The sequence below is a fragment of the Streptococcus oralis genome, assembly GCF_006175905.1.
Lineage (GTDB): Bacteria > Bacillota > Bacilli > Lactobacillales > Streptococcaceae > Streptococcus > Streptococcus oralis_BG.
On the sequence record NZ_SSNB01000002.1, the window covers coordinates 77834 to 93797 of the forward strand.

At 39.8% G+C, this 15964-nt stretch carries 16 protein-coding genes; 4 read left to right on the forward strand and 12 right to left on the reverse strand.

Annotated features, from left to right (window positions below):
- Position 1: 1 nt before the first annotated feature.
- The gene (locus E7Y33_RS04885) at positions 2–265 is read right to left on the reverse strand and encodes a phosphocarrier protein HPr (protein ID WP_000146948.1); all 264 of its coding nucleotides are present in this window, start codon (positions 263–265) and stop codon (positions 2–4) included.
- Positions 266–628: 363 nt separating this feature from the next.
- Between E7Y33_RS04885 and nrdH the strand changes: the two genes are divergently transcribed.
- From nrdH to E7Y33_RS04905, 4 genes are all read left to right on the forward strand, one after another.
- Positions 629–847, forward strand: coding sequence for a glutaredoxin-like protein NrdH (gene nrdH / locus E7Y33_RS04890; protein WP_000259240.1), 219 nt, complete (start codon positions 629–631; stop codon positions 845–847).
- Positions 848–927: 80 nt separating this feature from the next.
- Entirely contained in the window at positions 928–3087 is a 2160-nt protein-coding gene (gene nrdE, locus E7Y33_RS04895) for a class 1b ribonucleoside-diphosphate reductase subunit alpha (protein ID WP_139689810.1), read from the forward strand.
- 194 nt (positions 3088–3281) lie between these two features.
- Complete coding sequence (gene nrdF, locus E7Y33_RS04900; protein WP_139689811.1) at positions 3282–4244, forward strand: class 1b ribonucleoside-diphosphate reductase subunit beta; 963 nt, start codon at positions 3282–3284, stop codon at positions 4242–4244.
- 141 nt (positions 4245–4385) lie between these two features.
- Complete coding sequence (locus E7Y33_RS04905) at positions 4386–5153, forward strand: DeoR/GlpR family DNA-binding transcription regulator (RefSeq protein WP_139689812.1); 768 nt, start codon at positions 4386–4388, stop codon at positions 5151–5153.
- A gap of 41 nt (positions 5154–5194) precedes the next feature.
- Here the strand turns inward: E7Y33_RS04905 and lacG are convergent, their stop codons facing one another.
- The 11 genes from lacG to E7Y33_RS04960 form a co-directional block, all read right to left on the reverse strand.
- Complete coding sequence (gene lacG, locus E7Y33_RS04910) at positions 5195–6601, reverse strand: 6-phospho-beta-galactosidase (protein WP_139689813.1); 1407 nt, start codon at positions 6599–6601, stop codon at positions 5195–5197.
- 84 nt (positions 6602–6685) lie between these two features.
- Positions 6686–8380, reverse strand: a complete 1695-nt coding sequence (locus E7Y33_RS04915) for a lactose-specific PTS transporter subunit EIIC (protein ID WP_139689814.1) — start codon at positions 8378–8380, stop codon at positions 6686–6688.
- Positions 8380–8697, reverse strand: a complete 318-nt coding sequence (locus tag E7Y33_RS04920) for a PTS lactose/cellobiose transporter subunit IIA (RefSeq protein ID WP_139689815.1) — start codon at positions 8695–8697, stop codon at positions 8380–8382. Before E7Y33_RS04920 ends, E7Y33_RS04915 begins: the two co-directional genes overlap by 1 nt.
- A 33-nt stretch (positions 8698–8730) precedes the next feature.
- A complete protein-coding gene (locus E7Y33_RS04925; RefSeq protein WP_049478729.1) occupies positions 8731–9567 on the reverse strand; it encodes a PRD domain-containing protein in 837 nt (278 codons plus the stop codon).
- A gap of 237 nt (positions 9568–9804) precedes the next feature.
- A complete protein-coding gene (lacD, locus tag E7Y33_RS04930; RefSeq protein WP_139689816.1) occupies positions 9805–10785 on the reverse strand; it encodes a tagatose-bisphosphate aldolase in 981 nt (326 codons plus the stop codon).
- A 1-nt stretch (position 10786) separates the two neighbouring features.
- Positions 10787–11716, reverse strand: coding sequence for a tagatose-6-phosphate kinase (locus E7Y33_RS04935; RefSeq protein WP_139689817.1), 930 nt, complete (start codon positions 11714–11716; stop codon positions 10787–10789).
- Positions 11717–11726: 10 nt separating this feature from the next.
- Positions 11727–12242: a galactose-6-phosphate isomerase subunit LacB gene (gene lacB, locus E7Y33_RS04940; protein ID WP_001216921.1), complete on the reverse strand. Its 516-nt coding sequence runs from the start codon at positions 12240–12242 to the stop codon at positions 11727–11729.
- 148 nt (positions 12243–12390) lie between these two features.
- On the reverse strand, positions 12391–12816 hold the full coding sequence (gene lacA / locus E7Y33_RS04945; RefSeq protein ID WP_000029277.1) for a galactose-6-phosphate isomerase subunit LacA: 426 nt from the start codon (positions 12814–12816) through the stop codon (positions 12391–12393).
- A gap of 292 nt (positions 12817–13108) precedes the next feature.
- Entirely contained in the window at positions 13109–14005 is an 897-nt protein-coding gene (locus tag E7Y33_RS04950) for an aldose 1-epimerase family protein (protein ID WP_139689818.1), read from the reverse strand.
- A 106-nt stretch (positions 14006–14111) separates the two neighbouring features.
- A complete protein-coding gene (locus E7Y33_RS04955) occupies positions 14112–15587 on the reverse strand; it encodes a PTS galactitol transporter subunit IIC (protein ID WP_139689819.1) in 1476 nt (491 codons plus the stop codon).
- 54 nt (positions 15588–15641) lie between these two features.
- Positions 15642–15947 (reverse strand): PTS sugar transporter subunit IIB, encoded by a 306-nt coding sequence (locus E7Y33_RS04960; RefSeq protein WP_000590551.1) that lies wholly within the window; start codon positions 15945–15947, stop codon positions 15642–15644.
- Positions 15948–15964 lie beyond the last annotated feature (17 nt).

A 15964-nucleotide genomic window follows, 5' to 3' on the forward strand; every position in this document is an offset into this window, starting at 1 on the left:
CTTATGCCAATCCTTCTTTTTCCATAGTTTCAGTGATAGCAGCGATTGCGTCGTCAGCATCTGCACCTTCAGCTGAAATTGTAACGTCAGCACCTTGGCCAACACCAAGACTCATAACACCCATGATAGATTTAAGGTTTACTGATTTACCTTTGTATTCAAGAGTGATATCTGAAGCAAATTTGCTAGCTGTTTGAACCAACAATGTTGCTGGACGTGCGTGAATACCTGTTTCTGCCACTACGTGGAAATCTTTAGAAGCCATAGTTTGACTCTCCTTTAGTTATTTCTTTTTTTGGATTATATGTGATAACCCTTACAAGACTGTATTATATCACCTTCTAGATTATTTTTCAAGTGTTTTATGGACTTTCTTCTATTTCCTTTCAGATAACTTGCTGAAAATCTTCTATTTATCTTACCAATATACAGTATATAGTTTTTTTGTTTTGATAAACTTTGATAGTTCAATGAAAACCCAATTTTACACTCTGACAAAACACTATATATTGTGCTTTGTTTTTGAAACTGTAACTTTTTAGCACAAGATTTAGTTTAAAAAGTTTGACAAAGTTTTTTTTTCTGATATACTAAGAAAGTAATCTATTTTGAAAGAGGAGTTACGAAAATGGTAACCGTTTATTCTAAAAACAACTGTGTCCAATGTAAGATGACCAAGCGTTTCTTGGACAGCAACAATGTCGCTTATCGTGAGATCAATCTCGACGAGCAACCAGAGTACATCGATCAAGTTAAAGAGCTCGGTTTCAGCGCAGCTCCTGTTATCCAAACACCAACTGAAGTCTTTTCAGGCTTCCAACCAGGAAAACTGAAACAATTAGCATAATCTTAGTACATCATCCAGAAGAGATTGCTTCTAGGGCTAACTTAGAGGCCTTTCTTTTGTAATTAGATAAGGGAAATTTTATGGGATTAAAACATCTTGAGGACGTGACCTACTTCCGTCTCAATAACGAAATCAACCGTCCTGTTAATGGACAAATCATGCTTCATAAAGATAAAGAAGCCTTAGATGCTTTCTTTAAAGAAAATGTAGTTCCAAACACTATGGTTTTTGATTCAATTACTGATAAAATCAACTACCTCATTGAACACAACTACATTGAAACTGCATTTCTTAAGAAATACCGTCCAGAGTTTTTGGAAGAATTGCATCAATTTATCAAGGACCAAAACTTCCAATTCAAATCATTCATGGCTGCCTATAAGTTTTACAACCAGTATGCCTTGAAGACTAATGACGGTGAATATTACCTTGAAAGTATGGAAGACCGTGTCTTCTTTAATGCACTTTACTTTGCTGACGGTGATGAAGCTGTTGCGATTGATATCGCCAATGAAATCATCCACCAACGCTACCAACCTGCTACTCCTTCCTTCTTGAACGCTGGTCGTGCCCGTCGTGGGGAGTTGGTATCTTGCTTCTTGATCCAAGTAACGGATGACATGAACTCTATCGGACGTTCTATCAACTCAGCTCTTCAACTTTCACGTATCGGTGGTGGTGTGGGAATTTCTCTCAGCAACCTTCGTGAAGCGGGCGCACCTATCAAGGGTTATGAAGGAGCAGCTTCTGGTGTCGTTCCAGTTATGAAACTCTTCGAAGACAGTTTCTCTTACTCTAACCAATTGGGTCAACGTCAAGGGGCTGGTGTTGTCTACCTCAACGTATTTCACCCAGATATCATCGCCTTCCTTTCAACTAAGAAAGAAAATGCCGATGAAAAAGTTCGTGTGAAGACCCTTTCACTTGGTGTAGTGGTACCAGATAAATTCTACGAATTGGCTCGTAAAAATGAAGAAATGTACCTCTTCAGCCCATACTCTGTAGAGCTTGAGTACGGTGTGCCATTCAACTACATCGACATCACTGAAAAATACGATGAATTGGTCGCAAATCCAAACATCCGCAAGACAAAAATCAAAGCGCGTGATTTGGAAACTGAAATCTCTAAATTGCAACAAGAGTCTGGCTACCCTTATGTAGTCAACATTGATACGGCTAACCGTGCGAATCCTGTTGATGGAAAGATTATCATGAGCAACTTGTGTTCTGAAATCCTTCAAGTTCAAGAACCAAGCTTGATCAACGATGCTCAAGAATTCCTTCAAATGGGAACAGATGTCTCATGTAACCTTGGTTCAACCAACGTGGTCAACATGATGACCTCACCTGACTTTGGTCGTTCTATCCGTGCTATGGTTCGTGCTCTTACTTTCGTTACAGATAGTTCGCACATCGTAGCTGTTCCTACTATCGACCACGGAAATAGTTTGGCTCACACCTTTGGTCTTGGTGCCATGGGGCTTCATAGCTATCTAGCGCAACAACTGATCGAATATGGATCACCTGAGTCTGTTGAATTCACTAGCATCTACTTTATGCTTATGAACTACTGGACCTTAGTAGAATCTAATAACATCGCTCGCGAGCGTGGTATCACCTTCCACAACTTTGAAAAATCAGACTATGCTAACGGAAGCTACTTCGACAAGTATGTGACAGGCGAATTTGTTCCAAAATCAGACCGTGTTAAAGAACTCTTCAAAGACGTCTTTATCCCAAGTGCTTCTGACTGGGCTGAACTTCGCGAAAAGGTTCAAGCAGATGGCCTTTACCACCAAAACCGTCTAGCTGTTGCTCCGAATGGTTCTATCAGCTACATCAACGACGTTTCTGCTTCTATCCACCCGATTACGCAACGTATTGAAGAACGCCAAGAGAAGAAAATCGGTAAAATCTACTATCCTGCTGCAGGTTTGTCAACAGATACTATCCCTTACTACACTTCTGCTTACGATATGGATATGCGTAAGGTGATTGATGTATACGCTGCTGCAACTGAGCACGTGGACCAAGGACTTTCACTCACCCTCTTCATGCGTAGTGATATTCCAAAAGGTCTTTACGAATGGAAGAAAGAAAATAAACAAACCACACGTGACTTGTCTATCCTTCGTAACTATGCCTTTAACAAGGGCATCAAGTCAATTTACTACGTCCGTACCTTTACTGATGATGGTGGAGAAGTCGGTGCGAACCAATGTGAAAGCTGTGTGATTTGATTTTTATCTGGGCCAACCACATTTTCTCAGACTACTGATTAAGTTACCCATCATACAAAACTTGATAAGTGTCTTAAATACTATGAAAAACCAAAAAGTCGGTCTTCCGACTTTTTGTGCGATACTCTTCTCAGACTATGATAAACTAGAGATGATTCGACAATCGCATTATTACATACAGAAAGAGATTTCAAATGGAAACTTACTACAAAGCCATTAACTGGAATGCCATCGAAGATGTCATTGATAAGTCAACTTGGGAAAAGCTGACGGAGCAATTCTGGCTCGACACTCGTATCCCCTTGTCAAATGACCTTGACGACTGGAGAAAACTTTCAAACAAGGAAAAAGACTTAGTAGGAAAAGTCTTTGGTGGTTTGACGCTTCTTGATACCATGCAATCTGAAACAGGGGTCCAGGCTCTTCGCGCAGACATCCGTACACCGCATGAGGAAGCTGTTTTTAACAACATCCAATTTATGGAATCTGTCCATGCAAAATCCTATTCTTCTATCTTCTCTACCTTGAATACCAAAGCTGAAATTGAAGAAATCTTTGAATGGACCAACACTAATCCCTTCCTACAAAGAAAAGCGGAAATTATCAATGAAATCTACCTCAATGGTAGCCCTCTAGAAAAGAAAGTTGCCAGCGTTTTCTTGGAAACTTTCCTCTTCTACTCTGGTTTCTTTACGCCCCTCTACTATCTCGGTAACAACAAACTGGCCAACGTTGCGGAAATCATCAAACTGATCATTCGTGATGAGTCTGTTCATGGAACTTATATCGGTTACAAATTCCAACTTGGTTTCAATGAACTACCTGAAGAAGAGCAAGAAAAACTCAAAGAATGGATGTACGACTTGCTCTATACCCTCTATGAGAACGAAGAGGGTTACACTGAAAGTCTCTATGACGGTGTTGGTTGGACTGAAGAAGTTAAAACCTTCCTTCGCTACAATGCCAATAAGGCTCTGATGAATCTTGGACAAGATCCACTCTTCCCAGATTCAGCTGATGATGTCAACCCAATCGTTATGAACGGAATCTCAACAGGAACATCTAACCACGACTTCTTCTCTCAAGTCGGAAATGGTTACCTCCTTGGTGAAGTTGAGGCCATGCAAGATGATGATTACAACTACGGTTTAGATTAAAAATAAGCTTTAATCCATACTTCTCACAGTTTATTTAAACAGACTGTGAGATTTTTGTTTTTGTTTTATTTTGTTTTTTTCTATTTGATTGATTGAGCGTTTTATGGTAAGATAATAATAGTAGAAATCGAGGTGATAAGGATGCTAAAGCAAGAAAAACTAGATAGTATTCTAGAAGCAGTAAACACAAAAGGCACTATTACTGTAAAAGAGATTATGGAGAGTCTTGATGTGTCAGATATGACAGCTCGCCGCTATTTACAAGAACTAGCAGATAAGGATTTGCTGGTACGCGTGCATGGTGGCGCTGAAAAACTTCGTACAGGTTCTCTCTTAAACAACGAACGCTCAAACGTCGAAAAACAAGGCTTGCAAATTGCTGAAAAACAAGAAATCAGTCGTTTTGCTGGTCATTTGATTGACGAAGGCGAAACCATTTTTATCGGGCCAGGAACAACCTTAGAATGTTTTGCTCGTGAGCTCCCTATCGATAACATTCGTGTTGTAACAAACAGTCTTCCTGTTTTTCTCATTCTAAACGAACGAAAACTAACAGATTTGATCTTGATTGGCGGAAATTATCGCTCCATCACTGGTGCTTTTGTAGGGACACTTACCTTGCAGGATTTGACAAACCTTCAGTTTTCTAAGGCGTTTGTAAGTTGTAATGGTATTAAGGATAAAGCTATTGCCACCTTCAGCGAGGAAGAGGGCGAGGTACAACGAATCGCCTTGAATAACGCTAATAAAAAATACTTACTGGCAGACCACAGTAAGTTTAATAAGTTTGATTTTTACACTTTCTACAATATCTCAGAGATTGATACCATCGTTTCAGATTCCAAACTAAGTCAGGAGACATTTGAAGATCTATCGAAACAAACAACCATTCTTTTATCAAAACTATAAAAATTCCCCTGCCTTTTCGGCGGGGAATTTTTTTGATAGTTTTAGTCGATAATCTGCGTCTCAGCTAGCTTCTTGTACCAGTGAGCTGATTTCTTAGGATAACGTTCTTGAGTTTCAAAGTCTACATAGAAGAGACCGTAACGTTTTTCATAACCGTTTGACCATGAGAAGACGTCCATCAATGACCAAATGAAGTAACCTTTGACGTCAGCTCCATCTGCAATCGCATCAGACAAAACTTCCAAGTGTTGCTTCACGTAATCAATACGACCATCATCGTAAACAGTGTTATCAACAAACTCATCTTTATAGCCGAGGCCATTTTCAGTAATGTAAATCTTCTTGTAGTTAGGATAATCTTTCTTCACGCGCATGATTTGGTCATACAAACCTTGAGGGTAGATAATCCAATCCCAATCCGTACGTGGTACATAATCAGGAGCTACACGACGACCAACACCTTTGATTTGGTACTTAGAGCTTCCTTTCTCACCTTTACCATTATGGATAATTTCAGTTTCTCCATCAAAGGCTTCCATCCAGTCACTCATATAGTAATTGATTCCAAGGAAGTCGTTCAAGTCTTTTGCAACTTCTAATGCTGTGAAATCTTCTTCACGAAGATCTAAGCTACCACCATTGACTGCTAAGATATGGTTGACACCTTCCATTGTTTCTTCGGAATAGCGTCCAAGATAAGTTGCATCCAAGATAAATTTATTGTGAATGATATCTTCCAGCTCAGCAGCGCGAACATCTGCTTGATTTTCAGGATCTAGAGGATATTTAGTAGGCAGGGCATGAACCACACCAATTTCACCTTTATAACCTTTATCTTTATATAGCTTGACTGCATGCGCATGAGAAACCATCATATTGTGGTGAGATTGGAAGACTTTGGCAAGATCATACTGGATACCTGGAGGAAATTTCCCAACCAAATATTGACCATCTCCTATTGGTCCAATTTCATTAAAGGTTGTCCAATAGTTGACTTCTGGAAATTCTTCAAAACAGAAGGCCGCATAATCAACAAAGTGTTCAATGTTATCTCTGTTTAAAAAGTCTCCATTTGAATGAAGTGCTTCTGGCGTATCAAAGTGATGGAGGGTCACGAAGGGCTCAACATGTCGCTTGTGACACTCTGCAAACAACTTGTGGTAGAACTCAACTCCCTTGTCATTGACTTTCCCATAACCAGTTGGGAAAATACGTGACCAAGCGATTGAAATACGGATACCATTAACACCATACTCTTCTGCTAGTTTGAGGTCAACTGGATATTTGTGGTAGAAATCACTGGCTGGCTCAGCAGTGTACCAGTAGTTATCCTTAAGATATTTGTCCCAGGCAACTGGCCCTTTACCATCAGTATTGGTTGCACCTTCTGCTTGGTAGGCCGCTGTTGCTCCGCCAAATATAAAGTCTTTTGGTAATGTTTTTGACATTTGATTCACCTTTCAAGAAATAGAAATGAGACGGAGATGTAGTTGGGAGGAGTTCCTCCATCTCACTTCTTTGCTATTAACTTTTTATTCTTCAAACTGTGCTTGAACAAAGGCAAGTGCGCCTTTTCCATCGCGAGTCAGTTTAATGTATTGGCCACCTTCTGTCTTGGCAAGTTTGATACCAAGTTTGTCGGTTTCGGCCTTCATGTCTTCAAAGTTTGAAGCAACTTGAGGAGCAAGGATAACCAGATCAAACTCAGGCAACATTTCACGGTGAGCACCATAGCCACCAGCTGCTGCTTTAACAGGAACTTTGTACTCTGCAGCTGCCTTGTTTAGAGCATTTGCAAGGAGACCACTTGTACCTCCTCCTGCACAGAGAACGAGAACATTAGTTTCTTCTGTGATTGTGTTTTGCGCTTCTTCTACACCTGCTTTTTCAAGAATAGCATCCGCTTTGGCAGTATTGAAGTTTGCAGCTACTTTTTCTTTCAATTCATCATTGGCTTTACCAGAACGCTCTTCTTCAAGAATTTGTTCATCATAAACCTTGAGGAATGGATAGTAGATAGCTACGTCTACAAGGATTAACAAAGCAGCAAGAACAAAGGACAAGAATTGGAAGTTTGTACCGAGAACAATACCGAGCGGACCTGGTGTTGTCCAAGGAAGGTTAGCAGTAAATGAGTTCATGCCAAGCGTCTCGATGAAGAATTTAAAGATCCATACGTTGGCGATCGGTGCGAAGATAAATGGAATAAAGAAAATTGGGTTTAATACAAGTGGTGCACCAAACAGGATTGGTTCGTTTACACCAAAGAATGTTGGAACAACAGACGCACGTCCGATTGCACGGTTACGTTTGGATTTGGTCAACCACATGAACATGAATGGAACAACCAGTGTCGCACCTGTACCGCCCATGGTAACGATAAACATTTGTGTACCAGAAGTAAGGATCTTGTCTGCATGCATCCCTTGTTGGAGAAGGTTTAAGTTGACTTCAGCATTAGCATAGGTAATAGCCGCGATAGCAGGTTCGACGATCGAAGGACCGTGAATACCCACAAACCAGAAGAAGGCAAAGGCACCAAAGATAATGGTAATACCCAGGTAGCCATCCGCGGCTGAGAAGAGTGGTGCAAAGAATTTACCGATTGATTCTGCTACACTGGCTCCAACAAAATGACGAGCTAGTAAATCAAGAACATATAGAGAAACAACTGAAAGTGTGAATGGAATCACATCTTTAAAAACTTGTGAGATATTAGGTGGAACTTCGTCAGGCATACGAATGGTAACGTTGTTCTTAACACAAACCTTATAGATTGCTACGGTAACAAAGGCAGCAAGAAAGGCAGAAAGCAAACCTTTTGTTCCAAGGAACCCTGTCGCAAAGCCACCCTCAATCGGATCAGCTGCCAACATCAACAAACCAACAATTGCTGCCAAAAGTGTTGACATATAGTTGATTTGGTTGGTTTTCTCCATGCTACGGTTTACAGAGTCGGTCAATGACTTAGCTGTTGTACCAGCTACCAAGAGAGCAAGAATTCCCATTGAATAGCTATAAGGTTTCATGAGGAGATTAACAACATCATCAGACCATTTAAAGCCCCATGAGTTTGGTACAAAGGCAATCAAGATAAAGATACTTGAGAAGAGAATAACGGGCATACCAGCAATGAAACCATCACGAATGGCACGAAGATAAATATTACGAGATAGTTTTTCAAAGAAAGGTTTCCCTTTCTCGATAAAAGCAATTAGTTTGTTCATTACTTAACTCCTCTCTTGTAGAGTTCGATTAAATGGTGCATCAAATCTTTTAATAAAAGGGTTGTCATCAAGTGATCCTGACCATGCATCATGGTTACACTATAGGCCAAATCTTCACCAGCTGCCTCCTTAGTCAAAAGGCTTGTTTGCGCGTGGTGTGCCTCAGCGATGCAACCACCAGCTTCCTCCACGAGAGCATCAGCTTTCGTAAAATCACCAGCTTCAGCAGCTTTCAATGCTTCTAACAGTTTTGAACGAGCGTCACCAGCATAGGCAACAATCTCAAAACCTAACAATGTTACTTCTTCTCTATTCATGATAGAGTCCTCCTTATATAGTTTTGTAAAATCTTATGACAGCAAACGTTGGATATGAAGAACCAGATAAACTCGTTCACTCTTATATAAATCAAGACCAGTATGTTGTGTAATCACATCATAAATCTTGGAACCAATTTCAAAGGCTTTTGGATAGGATAGTTTGATGTGTTCTTCCATATCCAGAAGAGATTGATTATCCTCTCTGGATCGGTCTAAATAATCTAAAAAATAGTTGAGATGAATCATAAAGCGATCATAGAAATGATTATTCTCTTTGGTTCGTTGAATAGCGTAACCTTTTAGAACTTCTTCAACATTCCTGAGAATTTCTTTCCTCTTATCTATCGACTCAACAACCTCCACTTCATTCTCACCTTCGGCATTGATGAAATGATAAGCAATCCGAATAATTTCGTCTTCAGGGAAATTTTCTATCAACTTTTGACGATAGATTTTAAAAGCATCATTAGCAATTTGAAAAGCTACAGGATACTTAGTAGAAATATCTGGTAGATTACTATCCTTGTACCTTCCTTGAGTTAGAGCTTGATAAGAACAGTAAATATGATCTGTCAAGGTCACATAGAGATATTCTTGAATCGGATAGTGATATTTCTTAGAAAGATTATCAATGATCTCGTAGGTCACTGTGATAAAATCAAGCGGAACATCTTTGAGAAGAGCCATAAAGTTTTCTCTGGACTCTTCTGTCTTCATCCGAAAGATTTTTTCAACCTGATCCTCAGCAATAAAATCCCCCTTCTTTTTTCCAAATGCAATCCCCTTACCAATCACAATCACTTCTTCTCCTTTGTCGTTTCTGACAAGCGAGACATTGTGATTCATTGGGTTTAGAATTCGATACATGATAACCTCCTTTTGCATCATAAAGGTATACGAGTACAAAAAATGACCACAAATGAACTAGAAATTCTTTTGATTTCTAATCCACCTGTGATCATGCCTAATATAACTTAGTAACACTCACCTTGTATTAACTTGTGATTTAAGTATAGCACAAGTAAGTTTTTTTGTAAACCTTTACATTCAACTTTTTTTAAATTTTTTATTTAGATCCATGTTCCTAAGATTAGGGGGGGAAACTTATACACGTTCTTTCCATGAAGTCGCTGTTGTTTGAAGAACCTTGTTGAGTTCGTCAATGTTCTCAAATCCAGTTGTACGCAACCACTCACGAGCTGCTACTTCACCATCTTTGATGTAAGCTTCAACTGATCCAGCCCATGTTGCACGGCCACAAAGAACTCCGTTAAAGTTTGCACCTGATTCGTGGGCAAAGACAAGAGTTTCTTGGAAGAGTTTAGCTGACACACCTGCACTCAAGTAGATGTACGGCAAGTTTGTTGCTTCGTCTTGCGCTTTAAAGAAGGCTGCTGCTTCTTCGCGTGTATGAACGATTTCACCATCGCCAAAGCCTTCAACATATTTGACGTTGACTGGAACTTCAACTTTCAAAACATCGATGTTGAAGCGTGGGTCTGAGAAGACCTTCATAGCACCAATAACCTTGTGTGGTTTCACTTTTGCGTATTCTGCAGAACCTGCGTCAGCGATTTTTTCATCGTAAGCTAAGATTTCAAGGAAGAATGGAATGTCTTCTGCCACACACTCAGAACCGATGCGTTCGATGTAGGCTTGTTTTTCTTGGTTGAGTTCGTCAGCGCTGTCTACGTCATAATAAAGCAAGAACTTGACAGCGTCTGCACCTTGTTCCTTGATACGTTTTGCAGACCATACATCCAAGCAGTCTGGCAAGCGTTTGGTACTTGTAGTATCGTATCCAGTTTTTTCATAAGCAAGGAGAAGACCAGCGTTGGCATCAAGGGCTTTTGTAGCAGGAAGACCATACTCAGGGTCAAGGAGCATAGATGAGGCGTATTTTGTCAATTCATCAGCCACCAAGACTTTAAGTTCTTCCATTTGAGCAACTGTTGGCTCTTCCGTTTGATATTGAGCCATGAGACGTTTCAAAGCGCCACGTTGGTCAAAGGCAAGAGCTGAGATAATGCCGTTCTCGTCAGAGAGTTTTTGCAAGCAAGCACGTTTGTTTTCTGTTAAAGCCATTTTATACCTCTTTTACTATTAATTGATCATATAGAGTTTGATAGTTGGCCATATTGACATGACCAGTCATTTTTTCTTGAGCATTGAGCATACCAAGGACATTGGCCTTGATGAGGAGTTCTTGATCAGATTCCTTATGAAGAAGACCTGAAGAAATACCTGCAACAGTAGAATCTCCAGATCCAACTGGATTAACTACTTGAATTCTCGGAATATCTACCTTGTAGAAGGTATCACTATGTTTTGCAAAAGCACCATTTGCACCAAGTGAAACGATAATCCACTCAATCCCTGCAAATAGAGGCTCTTGAAGAACTTCTTTTAATTCATCCAAATCCTCTGAAACTTCTTTTCCAAGAAGCTGAGACAATTCTTCGTTATTTGGTTTGATAACTGTTGGTTTGTGTGGTGATTCAAGGACAGACTGAAGAGCCGCACCTGAGCAGTCTAGAACAACTGGTTTCTCTGCTTTATTAGCAAGCTCCACTAAGTTTGCATAATAGTCAACCGGAAGGCCAGCTGGCAGACTACCAGAGATAGCAACTACTTCCACAGTTTCAAGGAGATTTTTGAAATGATCCAAGAAATCTTGCCCTTCTTGTTCCAGAACTTCAGGTCCTTTTTCAAGGATTTCTGTTTGGTTGTCTCCGTGCAGAATAGCGATACAGTTACGAGTCTCTCCTTGAATGGAGAAGAAACGTTTCGTTACTTTATCGTCGATGTTTTCTACTAAAAACTCACCAAGTTTACCACCAACTAGACCAGTAGCAACAACAGAATCTCCAAATTCTGAAAGAACTCGCGTAACATTGAGACCTTTCCCACCAGCTGTTTTGGTTACATCCACCACACGATTGACAGTATCAATCTTTAACTCATCCAAGGGATAGGAAATATCAATGGATGGATTCATTGTGACTGTTAAAATCATAGGTAACCTCTTAGTCGTGGTATTCACCACGATCCCATTTTTCAAGGAATTCTGTAAAGAAGTTTGCATCTGCTTGATGAGCATTGTGAGTTTCAACATGCTCGATTTTAGCGATCAATTTTTTGTTTTCTTCAGATGGTTTGTATTCAGCATTGATGAAAGCTTCAATGATATCACACATGAGCAATTCACCAGTAATCTTACCACCAAACCCGATAACGTTGGCATTCAATTGCTCTTTAGCATAAAGAGCTGTTGTCATATCACGAACCAAGGCAGAACGAACACCTGGAACTTTATTTACAGCGTTGTTGATACCAACACCAGTACCACAGATACATACCCCAAGATCAGCTTGACCGCTAGTTACAGCTTCACCAACTTTTTTACCAAAGATTGGGTAGTGAGTACGTGTGTGGTCATAGGTACCAAAATCAATGACTTCATATCCTTTTGATTTCAAAAATTCTGAAACCGCCATTTTTTCATCTGTTACGATGTGGTCACATCCAATTGCAATTCTCATTAGTTATTCCCTCCGATTAATTATATAAATCTAATATCATTTATCCTTACTCAAGAAAAATCAAGATCAGCTTAGGAAGCAAGCTGCGAGCATAACTGAGGTTAGCTAAAGTGAGCTGACGACAGATTATCTTGATTTTTGAAGAGTATTAGCACATTTTGTTCAACATATCAACCCGAATTTGGTGACGACCACCGTCGTATTTGCCGTTAACAAAACCTTTAGCAATATTTTTAGCCAATTCATCACCAACAAGTTGTGCACCCATAGTGATCATACGTGAGTTGTTGTGGCCACGAGTCATATAAGCTGAACGTTCGTCAGATACTTCTGCAGCAACCATTCCTTTGATTTTAGTTGCGACCATGAATGGACCAGCCCCATAAGCATCAATCACGATACCAAGGTTTTGTTCTTCTTTGTTTACTTCTGCAGCAACAGCAAGAGTCACATCAACAAAATCTTGACCTTCAGCTGTAACATCCACAACGTGGAAGTTTTCTTTTTCCAGGAAGTCTTTCACAACTTCTTTCAATCTCAAACCTGCAGCATCTGCACCGATAACAATAGACATATTGTATACTCCTTTTTATTTTTCTAGGCTAGTAAAGACTTTTATAGCTAGTATTATAAGTACAAAAGGCTTTCTAGCAGTTTATTGACAAATTTGATTGAATGAGATGAATATCACCTTATCCAAGTCCAGGAAATCAAGTTCCTAGAAACAAACTTCCTCCTCGAAAGAGAATATAACAAGTGATTGTTTGTTTGTTACAAACATCATTTGTTGTTTACAAACATAATATACTCCTATTTTTATAAAAAGTCAACAGCAAATGTTTGTTTTTGTGTTATATTTTTTAAAATCATAAGATTTCGATCTCAAAACCGATCTGATCAACTTGGCCTGGTTCTAAGAGACGAACATTCTTCTTATCCTCTAAATGATTTCCTTCTTCAAGTGAAGTTGATAAGCCTGACCAAGGTTCAAAAGCTATGAAAGGACCTTTATTTAGGGTAGACCAAATAATAAGATTTGAAAACTCTTGGAAGTTTACTTTCAATCCCTTCTCATGCTTCCGCGAACGAAGTGCAATTGTTCTAGATTGCAACTCATCGAGTGTCACTGCATCAACACTGAACAGATCGTAACTGAGATCCACTTCCTTTTGAGAATCCAACCATGGACTCCTATCTTGGAAGTCTAAGAGTCCTGTTTCCGGGAAAGGACGGGGAACAGAGCAAGTCTCTTCTTTTTCAAACTCTAAATAGTAATCTTCATAGACTTCATCATCAAGTAGAGGACAATTAAATCCTGGATGTCCTCCTACGAAGAATGGCACCACTTTATTCATTTCTTTATTAAGGACTTTATATTGAGTACGAACAGTCTTGCCAGTCACTTCATAAGTGATTTCAAGGCGGAAATGATAAGGATAGTTTTGATAAGTATTCTCATTATCTTCGATAGCAAAAGTTACGCTATTTTCTGTTTGTTCAACTAACTCAAATTCATTTTTACGGACCAAACCATGACGCGGAATACTTCCTTTTGTTTCCGTTCCATCAGCGTGACTGTATAAGGCTGTATCCTCTCTCAAAGAGCCACATATTGGAAAAAGTACTGGAGCTTGTCCACTCCAATAAGTTGCATCCCCTTGCCACAAATATTCAATGCCATCTCGGTCTTTAATTGACGACAGGGCACCACCTAAGGTTTTAAACTGGACCGTTAACTGGTCTGATTTTACTTCAATTACCATTATATTCTCCAACAATTTTTAGATTTTATATAAAAAACTAGGTTGCCACTCCCAATGTCGGAAATTGACAACCTAGTTTTTACAATTTACATTTTATAGGAGCGAATTATTTAGCATTTGCTGCGTATTCTTCGTTACGTTTGATCATTTGTTTTCTATACCAAGCAAAGATACCTACATAGAATACGAGGAAGGCTACTGCACCAAGAATTGCTTTAATATCACCTGTTGTAGCATTACCGATTGCCCAACCAAATAGTTTTTCAATTGGTCCTTCAAGAGTTGAGTGAGTAATCAATTGAGATTGGTTCACACCTTCTGGGAAGGCACCTACACCTTTAGCAAGTTCAGTTGCAAATGGAGCGATGAGAGTACCAGAAAGAAGGAAGAGTGGCAACAAGAGTGTTCCGAAGATGATCATACGGAGCAATTTACCACGAGTAACAACCAAGAGAGCTGGAGTTACACCCATGGCGATGATACCAGCAAGTGGCAAGATACCATTTCCGACGTTTGAAAGAAGCACTGCTTCAATCAACATGATTGGTGCAAGTACGTTGGCACAAGCCCAGATTTCAGCACGACCAGCGATGAAAGGCCAGTCAAGACCGATGTTGAATTTACGTCCTTGAAGACGTTTAGTAGCAACGTTTGTAATACCTTGTGAAAGTGGTTCTACGGCTGCGATGAACCAAGATCCGATAAGTGAGAAGAGCTCCAAGCAGACACCGGCAGTTAAACCAAGGCTCAACCAACCTTTAATAACAAGTTCCCAAGAAGATGCATCTTCTACTCCAGCAACTGGCTGTGGAGTCCCCATCAAACCAATAACGATACCAAGAATGAAACCAATGAAGAATTTAGATCCCCAGAAACCGATTTTCTTGTTCAATTTTGCAGCGTCAAAGTCATATTTATCAAGACCTGGCAATACTTTATCAAAGATCTTATCCAAGACCATGATAACTGGGTTCATCATGTAGTTCATGTGAGTTGAAGTCATTGGTGATGAACTTGGTGCGTTAAGAAGGTCGTCAAATGTTGGTTTCATCAAATCAGAGTTGATGATCTTCAAAATACCTACAAGTACAACTGCTGCTGTCGCGATGAAGAGTGAAACCCCTTGGCTTACACCGTTGTTGTCTGCATACCATTTGATCAAAAGACCAGTGATTGACAAGTGCCAGATATCGAAGATATCGACGTCAAGTGTGTCTGTTTTCTTCATTGCAAGCATCACAACGTTGACAATCAACATTACAAGCAAGAAGTAAAGTGTCCAAGCAGATCCCCAAGTGATGGTAGCAAGTGGTGCCCAACCAACGTCAGTGATGTTCAATTGGATACCAGTGTTCTCAACGAATTTCGCAAGTGAAGCTGAGAAAGCTCCGTTGAGCATACCGATGATGGCACCGATACCTGTAAGGGCGATAGCAAGCTTGATACCACCTTCAAGCGCTTTGGAGAATTTCACTCCAAAAAGTAGAGCCAATACTGTCAAAATGATCAGCATGATGATAGGGCCACCCATAGCCAAGATAGGTTTGAAGATATCGTTGGCCAGATTGATAATGACATCCATAATAGTTCCTCCCGTTTTTTTAATTATATGAATGTTAACAAGATAAAGAATAAATTAGCTTAGTCCATGTTCTTTGATAGCTGCTTCAATATTGTCAAATACTGGAGCGCTCATTGCTGGAATACGGAACAAGATTGGTCCAGCTTCAATTACTGGAATACCTGGTTCAAAACCAAGGTCAGTTGCAGCGATTGGTGTAAAGATATCGTAGCCCTTGATAAGGTCTTCGTTTACATCTTTCACCATGACTGCATCACAGTGAACATCATAACCACGGTTTGAAAGTTCTTCTTCTAGAGCACTTTTAATTTGGTGACTTGAGTTAACACCTGCACCGCAGGCAGCAAGAATTTTAATCATTTGGATTTCCTCCGATT

What these genes read in the sequence shown, in the direction of transcription:
- E7Y33_RS04915 (WP_139689814.1), bottom strand. Translation starts at nt 8,380, where the DNA reads ATGAACAAACTAATTGCTTTTATCGAGAAAGGGAAACCTTTCTTTGAA.
- lacD (WP_139689816.1), bottom strand. Translation starts at nt 10,785, where the DNA reads ATGGCTTTAACAGAAAACAAACGTGCTTGCTTGCAAAAACTCTCTGAC.
- E7Y33_RS04935 (WP_139689817.1), bottom strand. Translation starts at nt 11,716, where the DNA reads ATGATTTTAACAGTCACAATGAATCCATCCATTGATATTTCCTATCCC.
- E7Y33_RS04905 (WP_139689812.1), top strand. Translation starts at nt 4,386, where the DNA reads ATGCTAAAGCAAGAAAAACTAGATAGTATTCTAGAAGCAGTAAACACA.
- E7Y33_RS04885 (WP_000146948.1), bottom strand. Translation starts at nt 265, where the DNA reads ATGGCTTCTAAAGATTTCCACGTAGTGGCAGAAACAGGTATTCACGCA.
- E7Y33_RS04920 (WP_139689815.1), bottom strand. Translation starts at nt 8,697, where the DNA reads ATGAATAGAGAAGAAGTAACATTGTTAGGTTTTGAGATTGTTGCCTAT.
- lacA (WP_000029277.1), bottom strand. Translation starts at nt 12,816, where the DNA reads ATGTCTATTGTTATCGGTGCAGATGCTGCAGGTTTGAGATTGAAAGAA.
- nrdH (WP_000259240.1), top strand. Translation starts at nt 629, where the DNA reads ATGGTAACCGTTTATTCTAAAAACAACTGTGTCCAATGTAAGATGACC.
- lacG (WP_139689813.1), bottom strand. Translation starts at nt 6,601, where the DNA reads ATGTCAAAAACATTACCAAAAGACTTTATATTTGGCGGAGCAACAGCG.
- E7Y33_RS04955 (WP_139689819.1), bottom strand. Translation starts at nt 15,587, where the DNA reads ATGGATGTCATTATCAATCTGGCCAACGATATCTTCAAACCTATCTTG.
- E7Y33_RS04960 (WP_000590551.1), bottom strand. Translation starts at nt 15,947, where the DNA reads ATGATTAAAATTCTTGCTGCCTGCGGTGCAGGTGTTAACTCAAGTCAC.
- E7Y33_RS04950 (WP_139689818.1), bottom strand. Translation starts at nt 14,005, where the DNA reads ATGGTAATTGAAGTAAAATCAGACCAGTTAACGGTCCAGTTTAAAACC.
- nrdF (WP_139689811.1), top strand. Translation starts at nt 3,282, where the DNA reads ATGGAAACTTACTACAAAGCCATTAACTGGAATGCCATCGAAGATGTC.
- nrdE (WP_139689810.1), top strand. Translation starts at nt 928, where the DNA reads ATGGGATTAAAACATCTTGAGGACGTGACCTACTTCCGTCTCAATAAC.
- lacB (WP_001216921.1), bottom strand. Translation starts at nt 12,242, where the DNA reads ATGAGAATTGCAATTGGATGTGACCACATCGTAACAGATGAAAAAATG.
- E7Y33_RS04925 (WP_049478729.1), bottom strand. Translation starts at nt 9,567, where the DNA reads ATGTATCGAATTCTAAACCCAATGAATCACAATGTCTCGCTTGTCAGA.